The organism is Streptomyces sp. NPDC096046, from assembly GCF_040303285.1.
In the GTDB taxonomy this organism is placed as follows: Bacteria; Actinomycetota; Actinomycetes; order Streptomycetales; family Streptomycetaceae; genus Streptomyces.
This window is the reverse complement of record NZ_JBEOSZ010000003.1, coordinates 1-25,252: the sequence shown is the minus strand read 5'-3', so window position 1 is coordinate 25,252 and position 25,252 is coordinate 1. Positions and strand designations below refer to the sequence as shown.

Annotated in this window: 20 protein-coding genes; 16 read left to right on the top strand and 4 right to left on the bottom strand. The window is 72.4% G+C overall.

From position 1 onward, the window contains the following. Window positions 1–62: 62 nt before the first annotated feature. Entirely contained in the window at window positions 63–1,076 is a 1,014-nt protein-coding gene (locus ABTX62_RS03920) for a LacI family DNA-binding transcriptional regulator (RefSeq protein ID WP_352114688.1), read from the bottom strand. A 347-nt stretch (window positions 1,077–1,423) separates the two neighbouring features. Between ABTX62_RS03920 and ABTX62_RS03915 the strand changes: the two genes are divergently transcribed. The 7 genes from ABTX62_RS03915 (at window position 1,424) to ABTX62_RS03885 (ending at window position 11,056) form a co-directional block, all read left to right on the top strand. Further along, entirely contained in the window at window positions 1,424–3,364 is a 1,941-nt protein-coding gene (locus ABTX62_RS03915; protein WP_352114687.1) for an acyl-CoA dehydrogenase family protein, read from the top strand. Window positions 3,365–3,643: 279 nt separating this feature from the next. Further along, entirely contained in the window at window positions 3,644–4,933 is a 1,290-nt protein-coding gene (dxr, locus tag ABTX62_RS03910; RefSeq protein ID WP_352114686.1) for a 1-deoxy-D-xylulose-5-phosphate reductoisomerase, read from the top strand. Continuing rightward, on the top strand, window positions 4,930–6,234 hold the full coding sequence (locus tag ABTX62_RS03905; protein WP_502997898.1) for a M50 family metallopeptidase: 1,305 nt from the start codon (window positions 4,930–4,932) through the stop codon (window positions 6,232–6,234). The genes dxr and ABTX62_RS03905 overlap by 4 nt, the downstream gene beginning before the upstream one ends. 168 nt (window positions 6,235–6,402) lie before the next feature. After that, a complete protein-coding gene (ispG, locus tag ABTX62_RS03900) occupies window positions 6,403–7,560 on the top strand; it encodes a flavodoxin-dependent (E)-4-hydroxy-3-methylbut-2-enyl-diphosphate synthase (protein ID WP_352114685.1) in 1,158 nt (385 codons plus the stop codon). Between the two features lie 180 nt (window positions 7,561–7,740). After that, the gene (locus tag ABTX62_RS03895; RefSeq protein ID WP_352114684.1) at window positions 7,741–8,589 is read left to right on the top strand and encodes a GNAT family N-acetyltransferase; all 849 of its coding nucleotides are present in this window, start codon (window positions 7,741–7,743) and stop codon (window positions 8,587–8,589) included. A 127-nt stretch (window positions 8,590–8,716) separates the two neighbouring features. After that, entirely contained in the window at window positions 8,717–9,247 is a 531-nt protein-coding gene (locus ABTX62_RS03890; RefSeq protein ID WP_352114683.1) for a GNAT family N-acetyltransferase, read from the top strand. Window positions 9,248–9,355: 108 nt separating this feature from the next. Beyond that, entirely contained in the window at window positions 9,356–11,056 is a 1,701-nt protein-coding gene (locus ABTX62_RS03885) for a proline--tRNA ligase (RefSeq protein ID WP_352114682.1), read from the top strand. A 104-nt stretch (window positions 11,057–11,160) separates the two neighbouring features. Here ABTX62_RS03885 and ABTX62_RS03880 read toward each other — a convergent pair whose 3' ends face one another. The 3 genes from ABTX62_RS03880 to ABTX62_RS03870 are packed head-to-tail and all read right to left on the bottom strand — an operon-like array spanning window position 11,161 to window position 13,133. Beyond that, the gene (locus ABTX62_RS03880) at window positions 11,161–12,060 is read right to left on the bottom strand and encodes an aminoglycoside phosphotransferase family protein (protein ID WP_352114681.1); all 900 of its coding nucleotides are present in this window, start codon (window positions 12,058–12,060) and stop codon (window positions 11,161–11,163) included. A gap of 48 nt (window positions 12,061–12,108) precedes the next feature. Next, a complete protein-coding gene (locus tag ABTX62_RS03875; protein ID WP_352114680.1) occupies window positions 12,109–12,573 on the bottom strand; it encodes a ferritin-like domain-containing protein in 465 nt (154 codons plus the stop codon). Continuing rightward, a complete protein-coding gene (locus ABTX62_RS03870; RefSeq protein WP_352114679.1) occupies window positions 12,570–13,133 on the bottom strand; it encodes a hypothetical protein in 564 nt (187 codons plus the stop codon). The genes ABTX62_RS03875 and ABTX62_RS03870 overlap by 4 nt, the downstream gene beginning before the upstream one ends. A 217-nt stretch (window positions 13,134–13,350) precedes the next feature. On the opposite strand from ABTX62_RS03870, the gene rimP reads away from it, so the two are divergent. The 9 genes from rimP (at window position 13,351) to ABTX62_RS03825 (ending at window position 25,164) form a co-directional block, all read left to right on the top strand. Next, window positions 13,351–13,848, top strand: coding sequence for a ribosome maturation factor RimP (rimP, locus tag ABTX62_RS03865; RefSeq protein ID WP_283970330.1), 498 nt, complete (start codon window positions 13,351–13,353; stop codon window positions 13,846–13,848). A 2-nt stretch (window positions 13,849–13,850) separates the two neighbouring features. Next, window positions 13,851–14,849, top strand: a complete 999-nt coding sequence (gene nusA, locus ABTX62_RS03860; protein ID WP_283970331.1) for a transcription termination factor NusA — start codon at window positions 13,851–13,853, stop codon at window positions 14,847–14,849. 102 nt (window positions 14,850–14,951) lie between these two features. Continuing rightward, window positions 14,952–15,248, top strand: coding sequence for a YlxR family protein (locus ABTX62_RS03855; RefSeq protein ID WP_352114678.1), 297 nt, complete (start codon window positions 14,952–14,954; stop codon window positions 15,246–15,248). A gap of 145 nt (window positions 15,249–15,393) precedes the next feature. Continuing rightward, the gene (gene infB, locus ABTX62_RS03850) at window positions 15,394–18,522 is read left to right on the top strand and encodes a translation initiation factor IF-2 (protein WP_352114677.1); all 3,129 of its coding nucleotides are present in this window, start codon (window positions 15,394–15,396) and stop codon (window positions 18,520–18,522) included. A gap of 133 nt (window positions 18,523–18,655) precedes the next feature. Further along, on the top strand, window positions 18,656–18,949 hold the full coding sequence (locus ABTX62_RS03845; protein WP_283970333.1) for a DUF503 domain-containing protein: 294 nt from the start codon (window positions 18,656–18,658) through the stop codon (window positions 18,947–18,949). A gap of 32 nt (window positions 18,950–18,981) precedes the next feature. Further along, complete coding sequence (rbfA, locus tag ABTX62_RS03840) at window positions 18,982–19,434, top strand: 30S ribosome-binding factor RbfA (protein ID WP_283970334.1); 453 nt, start codon at window positions 18,982–18,984, stop codon at window positions 19,432–19,434. Next, window positions 19,431–20,336, top strand: coding sequence for a tRNA pseudouridine(55) synthase TruB (gene truB / locus ABTX62_RS03835; RefSeq protein ID WP_352114676.1), 906 nt, complete (start codon window positions 19,431–19,433; stop codon window positions 20,334–20,336). Before rbfA ends, truB begins: the two co-directional genes overlap by 4 nt. 261 nt (window positions 20,337–20,597) lie before the next feature. Next, window positions 20,598–24,038, top strand: coding sequence for a trypsin-like peptidase domain-containing protein (locus ABTX62_RS03830; RefSeq protein ID WP_352114675.1), 3,441 nt, complete (start codon window positions 20,598–20,600; stop codon window positions 24,036–24,038). Window positions 24,039–24,207: 169 nt separating this feature from the next. Beyond that, the gene (locus ABTX62_RS03825) at window positions 24,208–25,164 is read left to right on the top strand and encodes a bifunctional riboflavin kinase/FAD synthetase (RefSeq protein WP_352114674.1); all 957 of its coding nucleotides are present in this window, start codon (window positions 24,208–24,210) and stop codon (window positions 25,162–25,164) included. The last annotated feature ends 88 nt before the right edge of the window (window positions 25,165–25,252 follow it).

Below are 25,252 nucleotides of genomic sequence, written 5' to 3'. Positions count from 1 at the left end.
TGCAGACATGGGGGTGCCCCGAGAGGAGGGCGGTGGTGACGACGGCCGGGGAGAAGGGGTGCCTACGGCCGGCTCGGCGCCGGTCCGGTGCTCCCTCGTACCGTCAGCTCGGGCGCGATCAGCACGACCTCGTCGCTGCCGCGCCCGTCGAGCTTGGCGACCAGGTGGTCCACGGCGTGCCGGCCCATCTCCTGGGCGGGGATGGCGACCGACGTGAGCCGCACCGAGGCCTGGGTCGCGACCTGGTCGGGGCAGATCGCGACCACCGACACGTCCTCGGGCACGGCCCGGCCCTGCTGCCGCAGCAGCGCGAGCAGCGGCTCGACCGCCGACTCGTTCTGCACGATGAGCCCCGAGGTGTCCGGGCGTTCGTCGAGGATCCGGGCGAGTGTGGTCGCCATCGCGTCGTACCCGCCCTCGCACGGCCGGTGCAGCAGGCGCACGCCCAGCTCCCGGGAACGCGACCTGAGTCCGTCGAGGGTGCGTTCGGCGAAGCCGGTGTGCCGCTCGTAGACGGCCGGGGCCTCCCCGATGACGGCGATGTCCTGGTGCCCCTGCTTGGCGAGGTGCTCCACGCACAGTGCGCCGGTCGCCCTGAAGTCAAGATCGACGCAGGTCAGACCGGAGGTGTCGGCGGGCAGTCCGATCAGCACGGACGGCTGGTCCGTCGCCCGCAGCAGCGGCAGCCGCTCGTCGTCGAGTTCGACGTCCATCAGGATCATGCCGTCGGCGAGCCCGCTGCCCGCCACCCGGCGTACCGCGTCGGGGCCCTCCTCGCCGGTGAGCAGCAGCACGTCGTACCCGTGGGCGCGGGCGGAGGTCGCCACGGCGATGGCGATCTCCATCATCACGGGCACGTACATGTCCGTGCGCAGCGGGACCATCAGCGCGATGATGTTCGACTTGCTGCTGGCCAGGGCGCGGGCCCCGGCGTTCGGGTGGTACCCGAGCTCGCGGATGCTCCGCTCGACCCGCTGCCGGGTGTTCGCGGAGATGGACCGCTTGCCGCTGAGGACATAGCTCACCGTGCTCGCCGAGACTCCGGCGTGCTGGGCGACCTCGGCGAGGGTGACCATCCAGCTCTCCAAGCTTTGTGAAGCGCTTCGACAGTGCGCATTGTTGACAGGGATGGGTGGGGGTGGTTCGACAGTAGCTCCAGCACGAGTGGGTGTCCATAGCTTGTCGAAGCGCTTCGATGCAGATTTCCCGGAGCGCTCTCAGGACCGGGAACCGCCGCCGGGACGACACCTCGATGCAACACCGTCGTCAGGCGCGCGACAAGGGGCGCGGGCACTCCGCCCCCTTCGGCTGAACGGACGCGCGAGGACTGGTGGGAGCGTCCGGATTCGGGTACCAACGATCCAGTAGCACTGGTCGGTAACGAAACGGTCCTCCATCTTCTAGTTGCGGCGAGGTGCCCCTCATGTCCGCTTCCACCACTCCCTCTTCCCGTCCCGCCGTCACCGAGCGGGAGGCCCGCGAGGTGGCGGAGGCCGCCCGGGAACAGCACTGGCGCAAGCCCAGCTTCGCCAAGGAGCTGTTCCTCGGCCGCTTCCGGCTGGACCTCATCCACCCCCACCCCCTCCCGGGCGACGAGGCGGCCCAGCGCGGCGAGGAGTTCCTCGCCAAGCTCCGCGACTTCGTCGAGACGAAGGTCGACGGGGCCCTCATCGAGCGCGAGGCCCGGATCCCCGAGGAGGTGATCGACGGGCTGAAGGAGCTCGGCGCCTTCGGCATGAAGATCGACACCAAGTACGGCGGGCTCGGCCTCGGACAGGTGTACTACAACAAGGCACTCGCCCTGGTCGGCTCCGCGAGTCCCGCGATCGGCGTGCTGCTCTCCGCGCACCAGTCGATCGGCGTGCCCCAGCCCCTGAAACTGTTCGGCACCCAGGAGCAGCGGGAGCGCTTCCTGCCCCGCTGCGCCCGCACGGACATCAGCGCCTTCCTGCTCACCGAGCCCGACGTCGGCTCCGACCCGGCCCGCCTCGCCGCCACCGCCGTGCCCGACGGCGACGACTACGTCCTCGACGGCGTGAAACTGTGGACCACCAACGGCGTCGTCGCCGACCTGCTGGTCGTCATGGCCCGGGTGCCGAAGAGCGAGGGCCACCGCGGCGGCATCACCGCCTTCGTCGTCGAGACGAACGCGCCGGGCGTCACCGTCGAGAACCGCAACGCCTTCATGGGCCTGCGCGGCATCGAGAACGGCGTCACCCGCTTCCACCAGGTCCGCGTCCCCGCCGCCAACCGCGTCGGCGAGGAGGGCCAGGGTCTGAAGATCGCCCTGACCACCCTCAACACCGGGCGGCTCTCGCTGCCGGCCTCCTGCGTCGCGGCCGGCAAGTGGTGCCTGAAGATCGCCCGGGAGTGGTCGGCGGCCCGCGAGCAGTGGGGCAAGCCGGTCGCGCACCACGAGGCGGTCGGCTCCAAGATCTCCTTCATCGCGGCCACCACCTTCGCCCTGGAGGCCGTGACGGACCTGGCCTCGCAGATGGCCGACGAGGACCGCAACGACATCCGCATCGAAGGCGCCCTCGCCAAGCTGTACGCCTCCGAGATGGCCTGGACGATGGCCGACGAACTCGTCCAGATCCGCGGCGGCCGGGGCTTCGAGACGGCCGACTCCCTCCGCGCCCGCGGCGAGCGCGGCGTCCCCGCCGAGCAAGTCCTGCGCGACCTGCGCATCAACCGCATCTTCGAGGGCTCCACCGAGATCATGCACCTGCTGATCGCGCGCGAGGCCGTCGACGCCCACCTCTCGGTCGCCGGTGACCTGATCGACCCCGAGAAGTCCCTCGGCGACAAGGCCAGGGCGGGTGCGAACGCGGGCGTCTTCTACGCCAAGTGGCTGCCGAAGCTGGTCGCCGGACCGGGCCGGCTGCCGGCCTCCTACGGCGAGTTCAAACACGAGGTGGACCTCTCCGGTCACCTGCGCTACGTCGAGCGCACCGCCCGCAAGCTGGCCCGCTCCACCTTCTACGCCATGTCCCGCTGGCAGGGCCGGATGGAGTCCAAGCAGGGCTTCCTCGGCCGGATCGTCGACATCGGCGCCGAACTGTTCGCCATGAGCGCCTCCTGCGTCCGGGCCGAACTCCTGCGCGGCCAGGGCGACCACGGCCGTGAGGCCTACCAGCTCGCCGACGTCTTCTGCCGCCAGGCCAGGATCCGTATCGAGGAGCTCTTCACCCGCCTGTGGACCAACACCGACGACCTCGACCGCAAGGTCGTCAAGGGCGTCCTGTCCGGCACCTACGAGTGGCTGGAGCAGGGCATCGTCGACCCGTCGGGCGAGGGCCCCTGGATCGCGGACGCGACACCGGGGCCGTCGCAGAAGGAGAACGTCCACCGGCCCATCCGCTGACCCCGGCCTTCACGGGGGCGTGCGCAGATGTGGCGCGCGCCCCCGTGAAGGGGATGCGCTGTCCTCACACACGGCCCTTACGGCGACAATGGAGCAATGAGCGACAGTCCAGCCCCCTCAGGGCACGGGCCGCAAGCCCCGCCCGCCCTGCGACGCCCTGCACGCACTCTCGCCGCACCGGGCGCCGACCCGAGTACCTCCCGTACCCGGGACAGCGCCCGGCACGGCGAGAGCACGCTCCCCCAAGCTCTCGAGGTCGCTCGAGCAGGGGGGACCCCCATGACGCCGCAGGGCCCGCCCTCCGGGCGGACGACGGGGCTCGCGGCCCGTGCCCTGGCCGACCCCCACCTCGTCCACGACCCCGTGGCGGGCGACGGCCCCAAGGACGTGGTGATCCTCGGCTCCACCGGGTCCATCGGCACCCAGGCCATCGACCTCGTGCTGCGCAACCCCGACCGGTTCCGCGTCACCGGCCTCTCGGCGAACGGCGGCCGGGTCGCCCTCCTCGCCGAGCAGGCGTACCGGCTGCGGGTGCGGACGGTCGCGGTGGCCCGCGAGGACGTCGTACCGGCCCTGCGCGAGGCGCTCACCGCGCAGTACGGCACGAGCGAGCCGCTCCCCGATCTCCTCGCCGGCCCGGACGCGGCCACCCGGCTGGCGGCATCCGACTGTCACACCGTCCTGAACGGCATCACCGGCTCCATCGGCCTCGCCCCGACCCTGGCCGCCCTGGAGGCGGGCCGCACCCTCGCGCTGGCCAACAAGGAGTCGCTCATCGTGGGCGGCCCGCTGGTCAAGGACCTCGCCAGACCCGGGCAGATCATCCCGGTCGACTCCGAGCACGCCGCGCTCTTCCAGGCCCTTGCCGCGGGCACCCGCGCCGACGTCCGCAAGCTCGTCGTCACCGCCTCCGGCGGCCCCTTCAGAGGCCGCACGAAGGAGGAACTGGCCCACGTCAGCGTCGAGGACGCCCTCGCGCACCCCACCTGGGCCATGGGGCCGGTCATCACGATCAACTCCGCGACGCTCGTCAACAAGGGCCTGGAGGTCATCGAGGCGCACCTGCTCTACGACATTCCCTTCGACCGCATTGAGGTCGTCGTGCATCCCCAGTCGTATGTCCACTCGATGGTTGAGTTCACGGATGGATCGACACTGGCCCAGGCGACGCCGCCCGACATGCGCGGGCCCATCGCCATCGGCCTCGGCTGGCCCGAGCGCGTCCCCGACGCTGCGCCCACCTTCGACTGGAGCAAGGCCTCGACCTGGGAGTTCTTCCCGCTCGACAACGAGGCCTTCCCCGCGGTGAACCTCGCCCGGCACGTGGGCGAGCTCGCGGGCACCGCCCCGGCGGTGTTCAATGCGGCCAACGAGGAGTGCGTCGAGGCGTTCCGCCAGGGTGCACTGCCCTTCAACGGGATCATGGAGACCGTCACCCGGGTCGTCGAGGAGCACGGCACCCCGCGTACGGGAACCTCACTCACCGTGTCGGACGTCCTCGAAGCGGAGACCTGGGCGCGGACCCGGGCCCGGGAACTGGCGGCACAGACGGCGGAGGCCCGTGCATGACAACCCTGATGTTCATCCTCGGCATAGTCGTCTTCGCGGTCGGCCTGCTGTTCTCGATCGCGTGGCACGAGCTGGGGCACCTGTCCACCGCCAAGCTCTTCGGCATCCGCGTGCCGCAGTACATGGTCGGCTTCGGACCCACGCTCTTCTCGCGCAACAAGGGCGAGACGGAGTACGGCATCAAGGCCATCCCGTTCGGCGGCTACATCCGCATGATCGGCATGTTCCCGCCCGGCCCGGACGGCCGCATGGAAGTCCGCTCCACCTCCCCGTGGCGCGGCATGATCGAGGACGCCCGCACCGCCGCCTACGAGGAGCTCAAGCCGGGCGACGAGAACCGCTTGTTCTACACGCGCGCCCCCTGGAAGCGCGTGATCGTGATGTTCGCGGGCCCCTTCATGAACCTGGTCCTCGCGGTGGCGCTGTTCCTCACCGTCCTGATGGGCTTCGGCATCACCCAGCAGACCACCACGGTCAGCTCGGTCTCCCAGTGCGTCATCGCGCAGAACGAGAACCGCGACAAGTGCGAGAAGGGCGACCCGGCCGCCCCCGCCGCCGCGGCGGGCCTCAAGGCCGGCGACGAGATCGTCTCCTTCAACGGGGTGAAGACCGACGACTGGAACAAGCTGTCCGACCTGATCCGCGCCGCCCCGGGCAAGGAGGTGCCGATCGTCGTCGACCGCAAGGGCCAGGACGTCACCCTGCACGCGAAGATCGCCACCAACCAGGTCGCCAAGAAGGACGCGAGCGGCCAGATCGTCGAGGGCCAGTACGTCCAGGCGGGCTTCCTCGGCTTCAGCGCCGCCACGGGCGTGGTCAAGCAGGACTTCGGTGACTCCGTGACCTGGATGGGCGACCGGATCAGTGAGGCCGTCGACTCCCTCGCCGCCCTGCCCAGCAAGATCCCGGCCCTGTGGAACGCGGCCTTCGACGGCGCCGAACGTGAGGCGGACTCGCCGATGGGCGTGGTCGGCGCGGCCCGCGTCGGCGGCGAGATCTTCACGCTCGACATCCCGCCCACCCAGCAGCTGGCCATGGCGCTGATGCTGGTCGCCGGCTTCAACCTCTCCCTGTTCCTGTTCAACATGCTCCCGCTGCTGCCGCTCGACGGCGGCCACATCGCGGGAGCCGTGTGGGAGTCGCTGCGGCGCAACACGGCCAAGGTGCTGCGCCGCCCGGACCCGGGCCCCTTCGACGTGGCGAAGCTCATGCCGGTCGCCTACGTCGTCGCGGGGATCTTCATCTGCTTCACGATCCTGGTCCTGATCGCCGACGTGGTGAACCCGGTGAGAATCTCCTAGTCATACGGCGTTCACGGCGGCCCGGCACGCGATTCGCCGGGCCGCCTCCCATCGGGTGGCACGGTGGGTGGGATGTGCCCGCGCCGAGGCATGTGCCGTAATCTCGAAGCTCGGAGCCCGCTGCTCACGGGGCCGGACCTTGATCCACGACTTGGGGTTGCACAGCAGATGACTGCGATTTCTCTCGGCATGCCGTCCGTTCCGACCAAGCTCGCCGAGCGCCGGAAGAGCCGCCAGATCCAGGTCGGGTCCGTGGCCGTCGGCGGGGACGCCCCGGTCTCGGTGCAGTCGATGACCACGACGCGCACCTCGGACATCGGCGCGACCCTCCAGCAGATCGCCGAACTCACCGCCTCCGGCTGCCAGATCGTCCGGGTCGCCTGCCCGACCCAGGACGACGCCGACGCCCTCGCGACGATCGCCCGCAAGTCGCAGATCCCCGTCATCGCCGACATCCACTTCCAGCCGAAGTACGTGTTCGCCGCCATCGAGGCCGGCTGCGCGGCGGTCCGGGTCAACCCGGGCAACATCAAGCAGTTCGACGACAAGGTCAAGGAGATCGCCAAGGCGGCCCGGGACCACGGCACCCCGATCCGCATCGGCGTCAACGCAGGCTCCCTCGACCGGCGCCTGCTCCAGAAGTACGGCAAGGCCACCCCCGAGGCCCTGGTCGAGTCGGCCCTGTGGGAGGCGTCCCTCTTCGAGGAGCACGACTTCCGCGACATCAAGATCTCCGTCAAGCACAACGACCCGGTCATCATGATCGAGGCGTACAAGCAGCTCGCCGCCCAGTGCGACTACCCGCTGCACCTCGGCGTCACGGAGGCCGGGCCCGCCTTCCAGGGCACCATCAAGTCGGCGGTCGCCTTCGGCGCGCTCCTCTCCCAGGGCATCGGCGACACGATCCGGGTGTCGTTGAGCGCGCCGCCCGCCGAGGAGGTCAAGGTCGGCATCCAGATCCTGGAGTCCCTGAACCTCAAGGAGCGCGGCCTGGAGATCGTCTCCTGCCCGTCCTGCGGCCGCGCCCAGGTCGACGTCTACAAGCTGGCCGAAGAGGTCACCGCCGGCCTCACCGGCATGGAGGTTCCGCTCCGCGTCGCCGTCATGGGCTGCGTGGTGAACGGTCCCGGCGAGGCCCGCGAGGCCGACCTCGGCGTCGCCTCCGGCAACGGCAAGGGCCAGATCTTCGTCAAGGGCGAGGTCATCAAGACCGTCCCCGAGTCCAAGATCGTGGAGACCCTCATCGAAGAGGCCATGAAGCTGGCCGAGCAGATGGAGAAGGACGGCGTGACCTCGGGCGAGCCGTCGGTGGCGGTCGCGGGCTGAGCCCTCTCGGACCGGCGGTGGCCCCGCGCCCGTTCCTGAGGGCGCGGGGAACGGCGCGACAAGCCACGACGGACCCGCACCCGCCGGCGAACCGTCGCTCCCGAGCTCCCGGGCGACCCGCCCAAGCCGCGCGGCTATAGTGCGGGGATCAGCCGACCCCAGTGTGTGAGGCCCCCGCACGTGTTGACCCAGACGACCTCACGGATCCTCGAACCGAGCGACCTGGACGCCGTGCTCGCCGTCCTCGACCGCGAGCCGGTCGTGAACGCCTTCGTGACGTCCCGCGTGCAGATCGCCGGACTCGACCCGTGGCGGCTCGGCGGTGAGATGTGGGGCTGGTACGAGGACGGCATCCTCACGTCCCTCTGCTACGCCGGAGCCAACCTCGTCCCGATCTGCGCCGGCCCGCGCGCGGTCCGCGCCTTCGCCGACCGTGCCCGCCGGGCCGGGCGCCGCTGCTCCTCCATCGTCGGCCCCTCCGGCGCGACCTCCGACCTGTGGCGGCTGCTGGAACCCCACTGGGGCCCGGCCCGGGAGGTCCGCCGCCACCAGCCGCTCATGGTCACCGACCGCCTCCCGGCCGACGTCACCCCGGACCCCTACGTCCGCCGCGTCCGCAAGGACGAGATGGAAACGCTCATGCCGGCGTGCGTCGCGATGTTCACCGAGGAGGTCGGCGTCTCCCCGCTGGCCGGCGACGGAGGCCTGCTCTACCAGGCCCGCGTCGCCGAACTCGTCGGCTCCGGACGCGCCTTCGCCCGCTTCGACTCCGACGGCAAGGTCCTCTTCAAGGCCGAGATCGGCGCCGCGACCGACCGCGCCTGCCAGATCCAGGGCGTGTGGGTGGCCCCCGAACACCGGGGCACCGGCCTGGCGGCCCCCGGAATGGCGGCCGTACTGCGCTACGCCCTGGCCGACGTCGCCCCCGTGGTCAGCCTCTACGTCAACGACTTCAACACGGCGGCGCGCAGCACGTACCGCCGGGTGGGCTTCGAAGAAGTGGGCGCCTTCACGAGCGTCCTCTTCTAGGACCCGGGCGTGAACCGGCCTCCAGGGGCGTGGGGTGGCGCTGCGCGACTCCGCCGGCGGCGGGCGAGCGGGACCACATCGACCGGCACCCGGACGGCGACGGAAACCCCCCTGTAGGCTCCCCGACATGGACCTGGTGATCGGCCCCCTCGACCTCTCCGCCCACGTGGACGAGGCCCTGGCCGTCCAAGCCGTGGCCTTCGGGCTCGGCCCCGACGAAGTCGCCGTCCGCCGCCAGATCGTCCTCCGTCACATGACCTACCCCGGTGCCCGCGCCCTCGGCGCCACGGCCGGCGACGACCTGGTCGGGTTCGTCTACGGCATGCCCAACGACCGCACCCACTGGTGGTCCACCGTCGTGGAGCCCTACCTGCGCGACCGGCACAACGACCACTGGCTCGACGACTCCTTCGTGATCACCGAACTGCACGTCCACCCCGCGTACCAGAACCGCGGCCTCGGACGCTCCCTGATCACCACGATCACCGACAGCGCCGCCGAACCCCGTTCGATCCTCTCCGCGATCGACACCGACAGCCCCGCCCGCGCCCTCTACCGCTCTCTCGGCTACCAGGACCTGGCCCGTCAGGTCCTCTTCCCCAGCGCGCCGAAGCCCTACGCCGTGATGGGCGCCCCGCTGCCCCTGCGCCGCGGATAACCGATTTCCACCGCCCCGCACCCCCCGGCTAACCTCCTGCCATCACCTTCCCCCGCTCCCGGCTCCGCCCGGAAGCGGAGGACCCCCAGCAGCAGGAGCAGAGGAACCATGGCGAACGTACCGGTCCAGCGCATGTCCCAGTTGTTGGCGAAGACGTTGCGCGACGACCCGGCCGACGCCGAGGTCCTGAGCCACAAGCTCCTCGTCCGCGCCGGGTATGTGCGCCGCACCGCCGCCGGCATCTGGAGCTGGCTGCCCCTCGGCAAGAAGGTGCTGGCCAACGTCGAGCGGATCGTCCGTGAGGAGATGGACGCCGTCGGCGCCCAGGAGGTCCTGCTCCCCGCCATCCTGCCGCGCGAGCCCTACGAGGCCACCGGCCGCTGGGAGGAGTACGGCCCCGAGCTGTTCCGTCTCCAGGACCGCAAGGGCGGCGACTACCTCCTCGGCCCCACCCACGAGGAGATCTTCACCCTCCTGGTGAAGGACCAGGCGTCCTCCTACAAGGACCTGCCGGTCATCCTCTACCAGATCCAGAACAAGTACCGCGACGAGGCCCGCCCCCGTGCCGGCATCCTGCGCGGCCGCGAGTTCCTGATGAAGGACTCCTACTCCTTCGACACCGAGGACGAGGGCCTCGCCGCGTCGTACGCCGTGCACCGCGAGGCCTACCAGAAGATCTTCGCGCGCCTCGGCCTCGACTACCGCATCTGCGCCGCCACCGCCGGCGCGATGGGCGGCTCCAAGTCCGAGGAGTTCCTCGCCCCCGCCGAGGCCGGCGAGGACACCTTCGCCGACTGCCCGAATTGCGACTTCGCCGCCAACACCGAGGCGATCACCTACCCGTTGAAGCCTGTCGACGGCTCGGGCGTCCCGGCCGCCGAGGACATCCCGACCCCTGACACCCCGACCATCGAGACCCTCGCCGCCTCCCTCGGCGTCCCCGCCTCGGCCACGCTGAAGAACCTCCTCGTGAAGGTCGACGGCGAGATCGTCGCCGTCGGCGTCCCCGGGGACCGCGAGGTCGACATGGGCAAGGTCGAGGCGCACTTCGCCCCGGCCACCGTCGAACTGGTCACCGAGACGGACTTCGCCGCCCGCCCCGACCTGGTCCGCGGCTACGTCGGGCCGCGCGGCCTGGACAAGGTCACCTACATCGCCGACCCGCGGGTGGCGCCGGGCACGGCCTGGATCACGGGCGCGAACAAGGCCGGCACGCACACGAAGAACGTGGTCGTGGGCCGTGACTTCGAGGTCGGCGAGTACATCGACGTGGTGGTCGTGCAGGAGGGCGACCCCTGCCCCGAGTGCGGCACGGGCCTCGTCCTCGACCGCGCCATCGAGATCGGCCACATCTTCCAGCTGGGCCGCAAGTACGCCGACGCCCTCAAGCTCGACGTCCTCGGCCAGAACGGCAAGCCGGTCCGCGTCACCATGGGCTCCTACGGCATCGGCGTCTCCCGCGCGGTGGCCGCCCTGGCCGAGCAGAGCGCCGACGACAAGGGTCTGTGCTGGCCCAAGGAGGTCGCCCCGGCCGACGTCCACGTGGTCGCCGCCGGTAAGGCCCTGCAGACCGAGCTGGCCCTCGACATCTCCGGGAAGCTGGCCGCGGCCGGGGTCCGCGTCCTGGTCGACGACCGCCCTGGCGTCTCCCCGGGCGTCAAGTTCACGGACTCCGAGCTGATCGGCGTACCGCACATCCTGGTGGCCGGCCGGCGCGCCGCCGACGGCGTGGTGGAGCTGAAGGACCGCCGCACCGGCGAGCGCGAGGAACTCACGGTCGAGGAGGCCGTCGCCCGGCTCACGGCGTAGCACACACGGCGCCGGGCGGGCCGACCCGTTCCGTCCGGCGCTTCCGGGCACCGGCGGAACCGGCGGTCCGGGAGTGCCCCCGGCCCCTCGGTGCTACCGGCGCCCTACAGCCAGCCGGCGAACTCCAGCAGCAGCTCCGCATCCCGGGGCCGCCCCACCCGGCCCGCCCGCACCCCGGACTCCACGGCCCGGAACAGCGTCCAGCCGCGCAGCCGGCCCTGGTCCACGTCCAGGGACTCGGCCAGCCGCTTCACCCGACGCCGGGTCGTGGCCGCGCCGGACGGCTGGGCGATCAGGTCCTCCACCCGGTCCCGGACCAGCCGGGCCAGATCGAACGCGCACTCGCCGACCACCGGGTCGGGCCCGACGGCCAGCCACGGCATCCGCTGCCCGGCGAGTACCTTGCTCTGCCGGAACGTGCCGTGCAGCAGCCGGTGTTCGGGCGGCGCGGCCAGCAACTCCTCGCGCGCCGCGAGCGCCAGGTCGACCAGCGGGGCCACCGTGGGATCGGCCCGCGCCCGGGCCCGCATCGCCTCGGCCTGCCGCCCGGTTCGTTCGGCCACGGTCTCGAAGGGGAAGCCGGCGGGCGGCTCCACCCACAGCCGCCGCAGCGTCCCCGCCGCCTCCAGCAGCGCCTTCGCCTCCGGCAGCGACCGCACCGACACGTCCGGATGCAGCCGCTCCAGCAGCAGGACACCCTCGGCCGAGAAAGGTTCCAGCAGGTGTACGGCGCCCCGCCCGGCCCAGTGCGCGAGGGCGGTCCGCTCGGCCTCCGGACGGGCCCGGCCCGGCGCCAGCTTCAGCACGGCGGGCGTCCCGTCGGCCGCCCGCACCAGCACCACCAGGCTGCTGCGCCCGCCGGGCACCTGCACCCGTTCCACGGTCAACTCACGCAGCGCGACGGCCTGCTGCGCCGCCACGGGCAGCTTCTCCAGCCAGTCGTCACCGTCCGGCGCCGTCTCACCGAGTGCCCTGACCAGGCGCTCAGGCGGTTCGAAAACCATGCGCGAGTCGTTCCCTTCGTGCTGTCCGCGGTGCGTGCCCCGCGTGGGTCACGCCGTGGGCGCCGCCGAGGGCGGGGCCGTGCCGGCCCGCTCGGCGAGCCCAGGGAAGGCTACGCTCCCGCCGCGCCAGCGCACCGCCCGCACCGCCGCCTCCCGCAGCGCCTCGGCGGCCAGGGCGCGCCGCCCACCGCCCGCCGCGCGCACCAGGTCGGCGTACACCCCGGCCACCCGGTCCTCCAGCGCGGCGGCGAACCGCACGGCCGCCGCCGCGTCCGGCACCGCGAACGGCAGCGCGTACCCGGCGGACGCGGCCACCGGCCGCCCCCCCAGGTCCTTCACCTCGCGCACCAGCGCATCCCGGCGCGCCCGGTGCGCGTCGTACGCCGTGTGCGCCTCGGCGCGCTGCCCGTCGCCGATCTTCCCGCCGACGACGCCGTACCCGTACACTGCCGCGTGCTCGGCCGCCAGTGCCGCCTGAAGGGCCCTGAGCTCCTGGTCCTTCGCCTCGCTCACGCGTCCCCCTCCGTCAGCAGATACACGTGTGCCGCCCCGGCCGCCGCCACCGACGCCAGCAGCCGCGCCAGCTCTCCCGGCACCCCGCCCAGCGCCTTGGCCCGCCGGTCCGCGAGCTCCCGTTCCGCGGCGGCGAGTCCGGCGAGGGCGTCCTTGTCGTTCCCCGGCACAGCCGCGGACGGCGCGGACGGCACCGAAGCGGACGCCGACGGAGAGGCCGCGGGAGACACCGACGCGGATGCCGCAGGAGAGGCCGAGGCCGATGACGTCCGGCCACCGCCGAACGCCTGCGCGTGCCGCACCACCTCCTCGCGCAGCGGTCGCAGCCGCTTCGCGAGCCCGGGCCGGGCGGCGATCACCGCGTCGTACCGCTCCACCAGCTCCTCGCTGTCCCGGGCCGCACGCGCGCGTGCCCGGTCGGCGGCCGACGGGCCGTCGCCGGCCGGCCCGCCGGAGTCCCCGCCGGTGCAGCCCGACAGGGCGAGAGCCGCCGGGGCGACGGCGAGCAGACTCCTTCTGCGCGGCCCCGAGCGGGCTCGCGGCGATGGGGGGAACGGCACGTCAGACGTCCTCGGGGGCTCGTTTCGAGAAACATTCGAGAAAGAAGGGACGGCAAGGGCTGCCCGCCCGTGATCACGGTACCCGGGCCCCTGCCCGGCATCACTCAGCGGCACCGTTCGTGACCGGGTGGACGGCAACACTCCCCGCGACCGGATACCCTTTGACCAGACACGCGCCCCATCCCACAACAGCACACGCGGCCGAGGAGTCACCCGGATGAGCACCACCCAGAGCGAGAGGCTGCGAGGACTGCTGGAGCCGCTCGTCACCTCTCAGGGCCTGGATCTCGAAGAGATCGAGGTGGACTCCGTCGGACGCAAGCGTGTGCTGCGGGTCGTCGTCGACTCGGACACGGGCGCCGACCTGGACCAGATCGCCGATGTGAGCCGCGCGCTCTCGGCGAAGCTCGACGAGACGAACGCGATGGGCGAGGGCGAGTACACCCTCGAGGTCGGCACCCCGGGCGCGGAGCGCCCGCTCACGGAACACCGGCACTACGTCCGCGCCACGGACCGGCTGGTGAGGTTCCAGCTGGCCGAGGGCGGCGAACTGGTCGCCAGGATCCTGAAGGTCGACGACGAGGGTGTCGACACGGAGGTGCCCGGGGTGAAGGGCCGCAAGGCCACCGCGCGCAGACTCGTCTTCGACGACATCGTCCGGGCACGTGTCCAGGTCGAGTTCAGCCGCAAGGACAAGAAGGAAGAGGAGGCGTAGCCGTGGACATCGACATGAGTGCCCTGCGGGGCTTGGTTCGGGAGAAGGAGATCTCCTTCCCCCTGCTGGTCGAGGCGATCGAGTCGGCCCTCCTCATCGCCTACCACCGCACCGAGGGAAGCCGCCGCCACGCGCGCGTGGAGCTCGACCGGGAGACCGGGCACGTGACCGTGTGGGCGAAGGAGGACCCCGCCGACCTCGAGGAGGGCCAGGAGGCCCGCGAGTTCGACGACACCCCGTCCGGTTTCGGCCGTATCGCCGCCACCACGGCCAAGCAGGTCATCCTGCAGCGCCTGCGCGACGCCGAGGACGACGCGACGCTCGGCGAGTACGCCGGCCGTGAGGGCGACATCGTCACCGGCGTGGTCCAGCAGGGCCGCGACCCGAAGAACGTGCTCGTCGACATCGGCAAGCTCGAGGCCATCCTGCCGGTGCAGGAGCAGGTGCCGGGGGAGACCTACCAGCACGGCATGCGGCTGCGCAGCTACGTGGTCCGGGTCGCCAAGGGCGTCCGCGGCCCGTCCGTGACGCTGTCGCGCACCCACCCCAACCTGGTGAAGAAGCTCTTCGCCCTGGAGGTGCCGGAGATCGCCGACGGTTCGGTGGAGATCTCCGCGATCGCCCGTGAGGCCGGTCACCGCACGAAGATCGCCGTACGGTCCACCCGCTCCGGCCTGAACGCCAAGGGCGCCTGCATCGGCCCCATGGGCGGCCGTGTGCGCAACGTCATGGCCGAGCTGAACGGCGAGAAGATCGACATCGTGGACTGGTCGGACGACCCGGCCGACATGGTGGCGAACGCGCTGTCCCCGGCCCGGGTCTCCAAGGTGGAGATCGTGGACATGGCGACCCGGTCGGCCCGGGTGACCGTGCCCGATTACCAGCTGTCCCTGGCCATCGGCAAGGAAGGGCAGAACGCCCGCCTCGCGGCCCGGCTGACCGGCTGGCGGATCGACATCCGCCCGGACACGGAACCGGCCGGCAACCACTCCGAGGAATAGATCCAAGCCGCGCGCCGTTCAGATCACGACAGGTTCATGCGCGCCAACTGTTCGAATCCTGCCCCAAAGGGGTGAGGGGCGCATGGGGAGGTAGACTTAACGGTGTCTGGCCGGACGCGGGACCGAGCATGCCCTGAACGCACGTGTGTGGGGTGCCGGGAGCGAGCGGCCAAGACGGAACTGCTGCGGATCGTAGCGATCGAGGATGCATGCGTCCCTGATCCACGCGGTACGCTGCCCGGCCGGGGTGCGTACGTTCACCCCGCACCGGTCTGTCTCGACCAGGCGGTACGCCGCCGGGCGTTCCCGAGGGCACTGCGCGTCCCGGGACCGCTCGACACAAAGGCGTTGCGCCGATACGTCGAGCAGACGACAGTTGCCGAGCAGGCAACACGGTAAGACGTGCCGTACGGAACCCCGTGCGGCTAGGTACCTCGCGAGTCGAAAGCAGGTCGAGATTGCGATGAGCACTCGATGAGTACGCGATGAGTACGCCCATGAACTAGCGACGGTCCGGACGCAACCCGGACCTCAAAGGAGCGAAGTGGCTAAGGTCCGGGTCTACGAACTCGCCAAGGAGTTCGGTGTCGAGAGCAAGGTCGTCATGGCCAAGCTCCAGGAACTCGGTGAATTCGTCCGTTCGGCGTCTTCGACGATCGAAGCGCCTGTTGTACGCAAACTGACGGACGCCCTCCAGCAGGGCAGCGGAGGCGGCAAGCCCGCCCCTGCCCGCAAGACCGCCCCGGCAAAGCCGGGCGCCCCCTCACCGGCGCAGGCCGCCCGTCCGGCCGCCCCGCGCCCGCCGGCCCCCAAGCCGGCCGCCGAGAAGCCCGCGGCCCCGGCCGCGCCGGCTGCTTCCGGCCCCCGTCCCACCCCGGGCCCGAAGCCCGCGCCGCGGCCCGCCCCGGCGTCCCCGGCTCCGACCACGCCCGAGTTCACGGCGCCCCCGTCGGCTCCCGCCGCGCCGTCCACGCCGTCTTCGCCCCAGGGGTCCCAGGGCTCCCAGGGTTCCGGTGCGCGTCCGGGCGCCCCGCGTCCGGCCGGCCAGGCGCCGCGTCCGGGTGCTCCGCGCCCGGGTGGTTCCGGACAGGGCGGCCAGGGTCGCGGTGACCGTGGCGACCGTCCCGGCGCTCCGCGCCAGGGTGGCGGCGCCCCGCGTCCCGGTGCCCGTCCGGCGGGTCCCCGTCCGGGCAACAACCCGTTCACCTCTGGTGGTTCCACCGGCATGGCGCGCCCGCAGGCGCCCCGTCCGGGTGGTGCCCCGCGTCCCGGCGGCCCCGGTGCGCCCGGTGGCGCCCCGCGTCCGCAGGGCCAGGGCCAGGGCGGTCCCCGCCCGCAGGGTGCCGGCGGCGGTCCTCGTCCGCAGGCTCCGGGCGCGCGTCCGACCCCGGGCGGCATGCCCCGCCCGCAGGGCGGCGGCCCCCGTCCCGGCGGCGGTCCCGGCGGTCCGCGTCCCAACCCCGGCATGATGCCGCAGCGTCCGGCTGCCGGCCCGCGTCCCGGTGGCGGCGGCCCCGGCGGTCGCGGTCCCGGTGGCGGCGGTCGTCCCGGTGGGGGCGGCGGCGGTCGTCCGGGTGGCGGCGGCTTCGCCGGTCGTCCCGGTGGTGGCGGTGGCGGCGGTTTCGCCGGTCGTCCCGGTGGTCCCGGTGGCGGTGGCGGCGGTTTCGCCGGTCGTCCGGGTGGTCCCGGCGGCGGTGGCCGTCCCGGCTTCGGTGGTCGTCCCGGCGGTCCCGGTGGCCGTGGCGGCACGCAGGGTGCCTTCGGCCGTCCCGGTGGTCCGGCGCGTCGTGGCCGCAAGTCGAAGCGGCAGAGGCGCCAGGAGTACGAGGCCATGCAGGCCCCGTCGGTCGGCGGTGTGATGCTGCCTCGCGGCAACGGCGAGACCGTTCGCCTGTCGCGCGGTGCCTCGCTCACCGACTTCGCGGAGAAGATCAACGCCAACCCGGCGTCGCTCGTCGCGGTCATGATGAACCTCGGCGAGATGGTCACGGCCACGCAGTCCGTCTCCGACGAGACGCTGCAGCTCCTCGCCGACGAGATGAACTACACGGTTCAGATCGTCAGCCCGGAGGAGGAGGACCGCGAGCTCCTCGAGTCCTTCGACATCGAGTTCGGCGAGGACGAGGGCGACGAGGAGGACCTGATGGTCCGCCCGCCGGTCGTCACCGTCATGGGTCACGTCGACCACGGTAAGACCCGGCTCCTCGACGCCATCCGCAAGACGAACGTCATCGCGGGCGAGGCCGGCGGCATCACCCAGCACATCGGTGCCTACCAGGTCGCGACCGAGGTCAACGACGAAGAGCGCAAGATCACCTTCATCGACACCCCGGGTCACGAGGCGTTCACCGCCATGCGTGCCCGTGGTGCGCGGTCGACCGACATCGCGATCCTGGTCGTCGCGGCCAACGACGGCGTCATGCCGCAGACGGTCGAGGCGCTCAACCACGCCAAGGCGGCCGAGGTCCCGATCGTCGTCGCGGTCAACAAGATCGACGTCGAGGGCGCCGACCCGACCAAGGTGCGCGGTCAGCTGACCGAGTACGGCCTGGTGGCAGAGGAGTACGGCGGCGACACGATGTTCGTCGACATCTCCGCCAAGCAGGGTCTGCACATCGACTCCCTGCTGGAGGCCGTGGTCCTCACGGCCGACGCCTCGCTCGACCTGCGGGCCAACCCGAACCAGGACGCGCAGGGCATCGCGATCGAGTCCCGTCTCGACCGCGGCCGTGGTGCCGTGTCGACGGTCCTCGTCCAGCGCGGCACGCTGCGGGTCGGCGACACCATGGTGGTCGGCGACGCGTACGGCCGAGTCCGGGCGATGCACGACGACAACGGCAACAGCGTGGCCGAGGCCGGTCCCTCGACGCCGGTGCAGGTCCTGGGCCTCACCAACGTCCCGGGCGCGGGCGACAACTTCCTCGTCGTCGACGAGGACCGTACGGCCCGCCAGATCGCGGAGAAGCGCGCCGCCCGTGAGCGGAACGCCGCGTTCGCCAAGCGCACGCGCCGTGTGTCGCTGGAGGACCTGGACAAGGTGCTCAAGGCCGGCGAGGTCCAGCAGCTGAACCTGATCATCAAGGGTGACGCTTCCGGATCCGTCGAGGCCCTCGAGTCCTCGCTGCTCCAGCTGGACGTCGGCGAAGAGGTCGACATCCGTGTGCTGCACCGTGGTGTCGGTGCGGTCACGGAGTCCGACATCGATCTGGCCATGGGCTCCGACGCCATCGTCATCGGCTTCAACGTGCGCGCCGCGGGGCGTGCGCAGCAGATGGCCGAGCGCGAGGGTGTCGACGTCCGGTACTACTCGGTCATCTACCAGGCGATCGAGGAGATCGAGGCGGCCCTCAAGGGCATGCTCAAGCCGGAGTACGAAGAGGTCGAGCTCGGAACGGCGGAGATCCGCGAGGTCTTCAAGTCGTCCAAGCTGGGCAACATCGCGGGTGTTCTCATCCGCTCCGGCGAGGTCAAGCGCAACACCAAGGCGCGCCTCATCCGCGACGGCAAGGTGGTCGCGGAGAACCTCAACATCGAGGGCCTGCGTCGCTTCAAGGACGACGTCACCGAGATTCGCGAAGGGTTCGAGGGCGGTATCAACCTCGGCAACTTCAACGACATCAAGGTCGACGACGTCATCGCGACGTACGAGATGCGCGAGAAGCCGCGCGTCTGACCTGAGCCACGATCGGGGCCGATCGGCGGGACTTATTCCGTCGATCGGCCCCGGCCGTTGCGTGTACGGTTCCCGTATCGGCGTCGAAGCGTGGCGCCCGTACCCCGAACCGGCGGGACATCCGGATACACACATGTATGTGGGGACTCTGTCCTTCGATCTGCTCCTCGGCGACGTTCACTCGCTCAAGGAGAAACGCTCTGTCGTCCGTCCGATCGTGGCCGAACTCCAGCGCAAGTACGGGGTGAGCGCGGCGGAGACGGGGAACCAGGACCTCCACCGCAGGGCCGAGATCGGGCTCGCCGTGGTCTCGGGGGAGACGGGACACCTCACCGACGTACTGGACCGCTGTGAGCGGCTGGTCGCCGGGCGGCCCGAAGTCGAACTGCTCTCGGTTCGACGCAGGCTCCACAGCGACGAAGACTGAAGCAACGAGTAAGCACTTAAGGAGACGGACCAGTGGCCGACAACGCGCGGGCTAAAAGGCTGGCGGACCTCATCCGAGAGGTGGTGGCCCAGAAGCTGCAGCGCGGGATCAAGGACCCGCGGCTCGGCTCGCACGTCACCATCACGGACACCCGGGTCACGGGTGACCTGCGGGAGGCGACCGTCTTCTACACGGTGTACGGGGACGACGAGGAGCGCGCGGCGGCCGCCGCCGGCCTGGAGAGCGCCAAGGGCGTCCTGCGCTCCGAGGTGGGCAGGGCCGCCGGGGTGAAGTTCACGCCGACCCTGGCCTTCGTCATGGACGCCCTGCCGGACAACGCCCGCACCATCGAGGACCTCCTCGACAAGGCGCGCCAGTCCGACGAGAAGGTGCGCGAGGCGTCCGCGGGCGCGAAGTACGCCGGCGAAGCCGACCCGTACCGCAAGCCCGAAGACGACGACGAGACGGACGACGCCGCCGAATGACCCAGAAGCACACCACGCCCGACGGCCTTGTCATCGTCGACAAGCCGTCGGGCTTCACTTCGCACGACGTCGTCGCCAAGATGCGCGGCATCGCCAGGACGCGACGCGTCGGGCACGCCGGGACGCTCGATCCGATGGCGACGGGCGTCCTCGTCCTCGGCGTCGAGAAGGCCACCAAGCTTCTCGGCCACCTCGCGCTGACCGAGAAGGAGTACCTGGGCACCATCCGGCTCGGGCAGAACACCCTGACCGACGACGCCGAGGGGGAGATCACCTCCTCCACCGACGCCTCCGGGGTCACCCGCGACGCCGTCGACGTCGGCATCGCCAAACTGACCGGCGCCATCATGCAGGTGCCGTCCAAGGTCAGCGCCATCAAGATCAACGGCGTGCGCTCCTACAAGCGGGCACGCGAGGGTGAGGAGTTCGAGATCCCGGCCCGGCCCGTAACGGTGTCCTCCTTCGGCGTGCACGACGTCCGGGAAGCCGTCGCCGACGACGGCACGGCCGTACTCGACCTGGTCGTCTCGGTCGTCTGCTCCTCCGGCACCTACATCCGGGCCCTGGCCCGCGACCTGGGCGCCGACCTCGGCGTCGGCGGTCACCTCACCGCCCTGCGCCGCACCCGCGTCGGCCCCTACAAGCTGGACGCGGCCCGCACGCTCGACGAGCTCCAGCAGGAGCTGACCGTGATGCCCGTCGCCGAGGCCGCCACGGCCGCGTTCCCCCGCTGGGACGTCGACACCCGGCGGGCCAAGCTGCTCACCAACGGCGTACGGCTGGAGATGCCCGAGACATACGCGGGCGCCGGCCCGGTCGCCGTCTTCGACCCGGAGGGCCGCTTCCTCGCCCTCGTCGAGGAGCAGCGGGGCAAGGCCAAGAGCCTGGCCGTCTTCGCCTGACGGGCGAACCGGGGGACCGGGAGCCGTCCGTGGAGCGGCGGCCACGGGGTACCTCCACTTCCGCCGCTCCACGGTCCCCCCTCGGTTCCCCCACCCCTAGGGTGTATCCAGCCGTCCCGGTTCCTTCACCCGTCCGTGCGGGCGCTCGGAGTGAACCGGGGGAGCGGAAGGGGGCGCTTTCGCAGAGCGGCCTGTCCCGCTGATCACCCCGCCCCTACCGTCGAACACAAGGGCACGGGCGTACGGCGGAAGGCTCGACGAATGGCGTCGCGGAACCGGTCACGGGAGGCGGACGACAGCCCACAAGGCTCCCTGGATGGCCCCGGAACGGCGGGGCACGAGGACGGGGCGATCCCCGAGGACGCCCTCGTCCGTATTCACGATCCGGCCGGCCGCCCCCGCGGCACCGGCTTCCTGGCCGACCACCACGGCACGCTGATCACCAGCCACGAGGCCGTCGACGGGCTGCCCCGGCTCGTGCTGCGCGGGGCCGGGGATCGCCGCCGGGTCGTGGCCGCCGACGCGGTCGTCCCGCTGCCCGCGCTGGACCTGGCCCTCGTACGGACCGAGGGCCTCGGCGTGCCGCCCCTGCCCGTCACCGTGCGGGAGGGCCCCGGGACCGGCGCCTATGTGCGGATCGCCGCCGGCGGCTGGCGCGAGGCCCGGGTGCTGGGCCCGGCCGCCGTGACATACACGGCCACGGACCGCGTCCACCGCCTCCACGCGCTGGAGCTGGCGGTCGGCACGGCCGGGCGGGATGCCCTGCGGCCGGGTGGCGGAGCGGCCGGCGGACCCGTGCTCGACGCCGAGACGGGCGCCGTCGTCGCCGTACTCGGCACCGCGCTCAGCTCCGACCACCGCGACGTCGGATTCGCCGTACCGCTGTACTCCCGGGTCCCCGGAGCGGGGGGCCCGCTCGCCGAACTGCTCGCCGAGAACGCGGCGACGGTCCCCGCCTACGGGCCCGATCTCAACCTGGCCGGGGTGCTGGAGCTGACCGGCACTTCGGTGGGGCTGGACGGCCCGCCCGGCGGGACCGGTGTGCCGGACCTGGTCGAACGGGCGGACACCGCAGCCGAGTTGGACACCTTCGCGGCGGGCCGGACAGCCGTTCTCGGCCTCGTCGGAGCACCCGGCAGCGGTCGTACGACGGAACTCGTGGCGTTCGCCGCCCGCCGTGGCCGCAGCGGGCAGCCCACGCTGTGGCTGCGCGGCTGCGCACTGCGGGACGACGACACATCGGTGGCGGACGCCGTACGCCGCGCGCTCACCCGGGCCGCTCCCGCCGTCGCCGCCGCCCGGACGCTCCCACCCCCGCTGCCCTCCCCGGCCGACCCGGGGGACACCACGCCCGAGCGCCTGGCCCGCCTCGCCGGTTCCCTCGGCCGGCCCCTGCTGCTCCTGCTGGACGGCCCCGAGGAGATGCCACCGGCGGTGGCCCGCCGCCTGGCCGACTGGGCGGACGCGACCGCGGGCTGGCTGCGGGAGACGGGGGCGCGGCTGGTGGTGGCGTGCCGCCCGGAGTACTGGGAGGAGGTGCCGGAGCCGCTGCGTCGACCGTGCGTACGACTCGGCGACCTCACCGAGGACGAGGCCCGCGAGGCCCGGCTGCGGCACGGCATCGCCGAGGGCGCCCTCGTCGGCGCCGACGCCCGGCATCCCCTCACCCTCCGTCTGCTCGCCGAGATCCGGGACGAGCTCGGCGACGCCGCCGACCCTCCGGTCGTCCTCACGACCCCCGTCGGCCGGGACGACGTCTTCTCCGCCTACCTCGACCTGATGGCCCTGCGCATCGCCCGGCGGCTGGCAGCCGGCCGCGGCCTGCGCGGCGGTGCCGTACGCCGGCTGGCCGCCAAGGTGGCCGGGCAGGTGCACGAGGCCGCCCGGCGCAGCCTCGGCCCCGGACCGGGGGACCTGGACCGGGAGGCGTTCGAGGCGGTGTTCCCGCGGGGGCCCGCCCCGGCGCGGCTCGGCGGCTGCCCCGGCTGGGCGTCGGCCGTGCTCGCCGAGGGGCTGCTCGTGCCCGCCGGGCCCGGCTACCGCTTCGCGCACGAAGGGCTGGCCGACTGGCTCCAGGGCACGCACCTCGACCTCGACGAGGCCCTGCAGGTCCTCGTCCACCGCGGTGCGGACGCCCAGCCGGACCCGGTGCCGCACCACCGCATCGGGCCGGTCGTCCAGGCCCTGCTGTACCTCGCCCGCCACCGCGGCGCCGGTCAGCTGGCCTCCCGCCTGGCCGACCTGGTGCACGCCCTGGGCGCCGATCCACGCTCCTGGTGGGCCGTCCGGCTGCTCGCCGGGACGCTTACGGCCCTGCCCGACGCGACGCCCTACACCGAGGTGCTGCGGCTGCTCGCCGACCGGATCGTGGCCTGGCGGCGACAGGAGCGGCCCGTGCCGCAGGAGCTCGGCCCCGCTTTCTGGACCGGCGTACGGCTGCCCGAAGAGGCGCGCTGCGCCCTGCTGCGGCGGCTGGTGCACGCCGACGGGCCGCCCTGCCAGGCCGGGCCCCGTTTCCTGGACGCCGTCGCCGGACTCCTCGTCGCCGACCCCACCGCCGTGCAGCCGCAGCTCGCCCGCTGGTTCGACGACGACCAGCCGCTGCCCGCCACCCCGCACGCGACCGTGGCCACCGCCGCACAGGCGCTGCTGTACACCCACCGTCACGGCGCCCTGGACGACCTGACGGACATACTGGTCGACCGGGCGCACCGGCGGGCCGACGAACTGCTCGCCGTGCTGGCCGAGGAGGAGCCGACGGCGGTGTGCCGAGCCGTCGACCGGTGGGCGCGCGACGAGCGGCCGGTGCGCAGGGGGGCCGCGGTGGCGCACGGGCTGCGGGTCGCGCCGCACGTCAGCACGGGAGACGACCGCGCCCTCCTGCGCTACGCCGCCCTCACCCTGCTCGCCCGCCCCGCCGACCGCGCCCTGCACGGTGGCGCGCTCGCCCTCCTCGTCCAGGACTCCCACACCCGGGCGCGCTACCTCCCGAGGGCCCTGAAGTGCTTCGCGGCGGGCGACCCGCGGTTCGCACCGGACGTGCTCGCCGGGGCTCTCCCGACCGACCCCGAGCCGGTCCTCGCGGCCTTCGCGGCCCGGCTGGAGCGGCCGGACGCGGAGGAGGCGCTGCGGGCCCTCGTCGACGCCACCCCGCCCGGCCTGGCCCGGCGGATCGCCGCACTGGTGTGCCGGGCGGCACGGCAGCGGCCGGAACTCGCCGGGCAGGTGGCGGCGTACGCGGACCAGCGACTGGACCGCGGCCCCGTCGCCCGGCCCGTGCTCCTGCCACTGGTCACCGGCCTGCTGGAGGACGGTGACGTGCGCCTGCGCTGCGCCCTCGCCGCCGTTCTGTCGCCGCCCGGCATCCCCGCCTCGCGTCCACTGCGCCGTGAACTGCGCGAGGCCCTTCTGGCCGGGGAGCACGACACCGACGTCCTCGACGCGCTGCTGCACGCCGCCGCCCGCAACGGCGGCGACGACCTGCGCGAGTTCGTCCACCGCATCGGACTGCTCCTCGTGCGCACCCCGGAGGGCGCCGCCCGCTTCGACCGCGCCCTGGTCGACCTGGGCCGGCACGTGCCCGGCTTCGCCGCCCGTGCGGCCGGCTGGCTGGCCGAGGCGCCCGAGCGGTGGGCGGCGCTGGTCGGGCCCAACTCCCACCGGATGATCGAGAAGCTGGCGGGCACCGGCGTCCCCGCGTGACCGGCCTCCCGCGCATCGGGCCGCGGTACGGTGCCGTGCGCCCTGTCACAGCCCCCATGCCGATGCGGGCGGGAAGCACCCGGCATGGCACCCTTAGACCTGCGCACGAGGCAACCACGGACAACGACCGGACACAGGTTCGACGAGCTTTCGACAAGGAGCAGGCACAGTGCAGCGCTGGCGTGGCTTGGAGGACATCCCCCAGGACTGGGGGCGCAGCGTCGTCACCATCGGCTCCTACGACGGAGTCCACCGCGGACACCAGCTGATCATCCGGCATGCGGTGGACCGCGCCCGGGAACTGGGCGTGCCCGCCGTCGTCGTCACCTTCGACCCGCACCCCAGCGAGGTCGTCCGCCCCGGCAGCCACCCGCCGTTGCTCGCCCCGCACCACCGCCGCGCCGAACTCATGGCCGGTCTGGGCGTGGACGCGGTGCTCATCCTCCCCTTCACGACCGAGTTCTCGAAGCTGTCCCCGGCCGACTTCGTCGTCAAGGTCCTGGTCGACAAGCTGCACGCCAAGGCGGTCGTCGAGGGCCCCAACTTCCGCTTCGGCCACAAGGCCGCCGGGAACGTGGAGTTCCTGTCCACGCAGGGCAAGATCTACGACTTCGAGGTCGAGGTCGTCGACCTGTTCGTGACCGGTGAGGCGGGCGGCGGTGAGCCGTTCTCCTCCACGCTGACGCGACGGCTGGTCGCCGAGGGCGACCTCCAGGGCGCGGCGGAGATCCTGGGACGTCCGCACCGAGTCGAGGGCGTCGTCGTCCGAGGCGCGCAGCGCGGGCGCGAACTGGGCTTCCCCACGGCCAATGTCGAGACCCTGCCGCACACGGCCGTCCCGGCCGACGGTGTGTACGCCGGCTGGCTGCACGCCCAGGGCGAAGTGATGCCGGCCGCGATCTCGGTGGGGACGAACCCGCAGTTCGAGGGGACCGAGCGCACGGTGGAGGCGTACGCCATCGACCGGGTGGGGCTCGATCTGTACGGGCTGCATGTCGCGGTCGACTTCCTGGCGTTCGTGCGGGGGCAGGCCAGGTTCGACACGCTGGACGCGCTTCTGGAGCAGATGGCCGAGGACGTCAAGCGCTGCCGGGAGCTGGTGGCAGCGGCCGAGCGGTCCGTCTAGTGCCGCGGCAGGCAACGTTTGCCCGTCAAGGAGCGGCGTCCGGTGCGTGCTCTCGGCGTGCCGGGTGCAAGCCCTCGTACTGGGTGTA

Excerpts from the sequence above, each read along its gene's own strand:
- ABTX62_RS03920 (WP_352114688.1), bottom strand. The coding sequence starts at position 1,076 with ATGGTCACCCTCGCCGAGGTCGCCCAGCACGCCGGAGTCTCGGCGAGC.
- ABTX62_RS03915 (WP_352114687.1), top strand. The coding sequence starts at position 1,424 with ATGTCCGCTTCCACCACTCCCTCTTCCCGTCCCGCCGTCACCGAGCGG.
- dxr (WP_352114686.1), top strand. The coding sequence starts at position 3,644 with ATGACGCCGCAGGGCCCGCCCTCCGGGCGGACGACGGGGCTCGCGGCC.
- ABTX62_RS03905 (WP_502997898.1), top strand. The coding sequence starts at position 4,930 with ATGACAACCCTGATGTTCATCCTCGGCATAGTCGTCTTCGCGGTCGGC.
- ispG (WP_352114685.1), top strand. The coding sequence starts at position 6,403 with ATGACTGCGATTTCTCTCGGCATGCCGTCCGTTCCGACCAAGCTCGCC.
- ABTX62_RS03890 (WP_352114683.1), top strand. The coding sequence starts at position 8,717 with ATGGACCTGGTGATCGGCCCCCTCGACCTCTCCGCCCACGTGGACGAG.
- ABTX62_RS03885 (WP_352114682.1), top strand. The coding sequence starts at position 9,356 with ATGGCGAACGTACCGGTCCAGCGCATGTCCCAGTTGTTGGCGAAGACG.
- ABTX62_RS03880 (WP_352114681.1), bottom strand. The coding sequence starts at position 12,060 with ATGGTTTTCGAACCGCCTGAGCGCCTGGTCAGGGCACTCGGTGAGACG.
- rimP (WP_283970330.1), top strand. The coding sequence starts at position 13,351 with ATGAGCACCACCCAGAGCGAGAGGCTGCGAGGACTGCTGGAGCCGCTC.
- ABTX62_RS03845 (WP_283970333.1), top strand. The coding sequence starts at position 18,656 with ATGTATGTGGGGACTCTGTCCTTCGATCTGCTCCTCGGCGACGTTCAC.
- truB (WP_352114676.1), top strand. The coding sequence starts at position 19,431 with ATGACCCAGAAGCACACCACGCCCGACGGCCTTGTCATCGTCGACAAG.
- ABTX62_RS03830 (WP_352114675.1), top strand. The coding sequence starts at position 20,598 with ATGGCGTCGCGGAACCGGTCACGGGAGGCGGACGACAGCCCACAAGGC.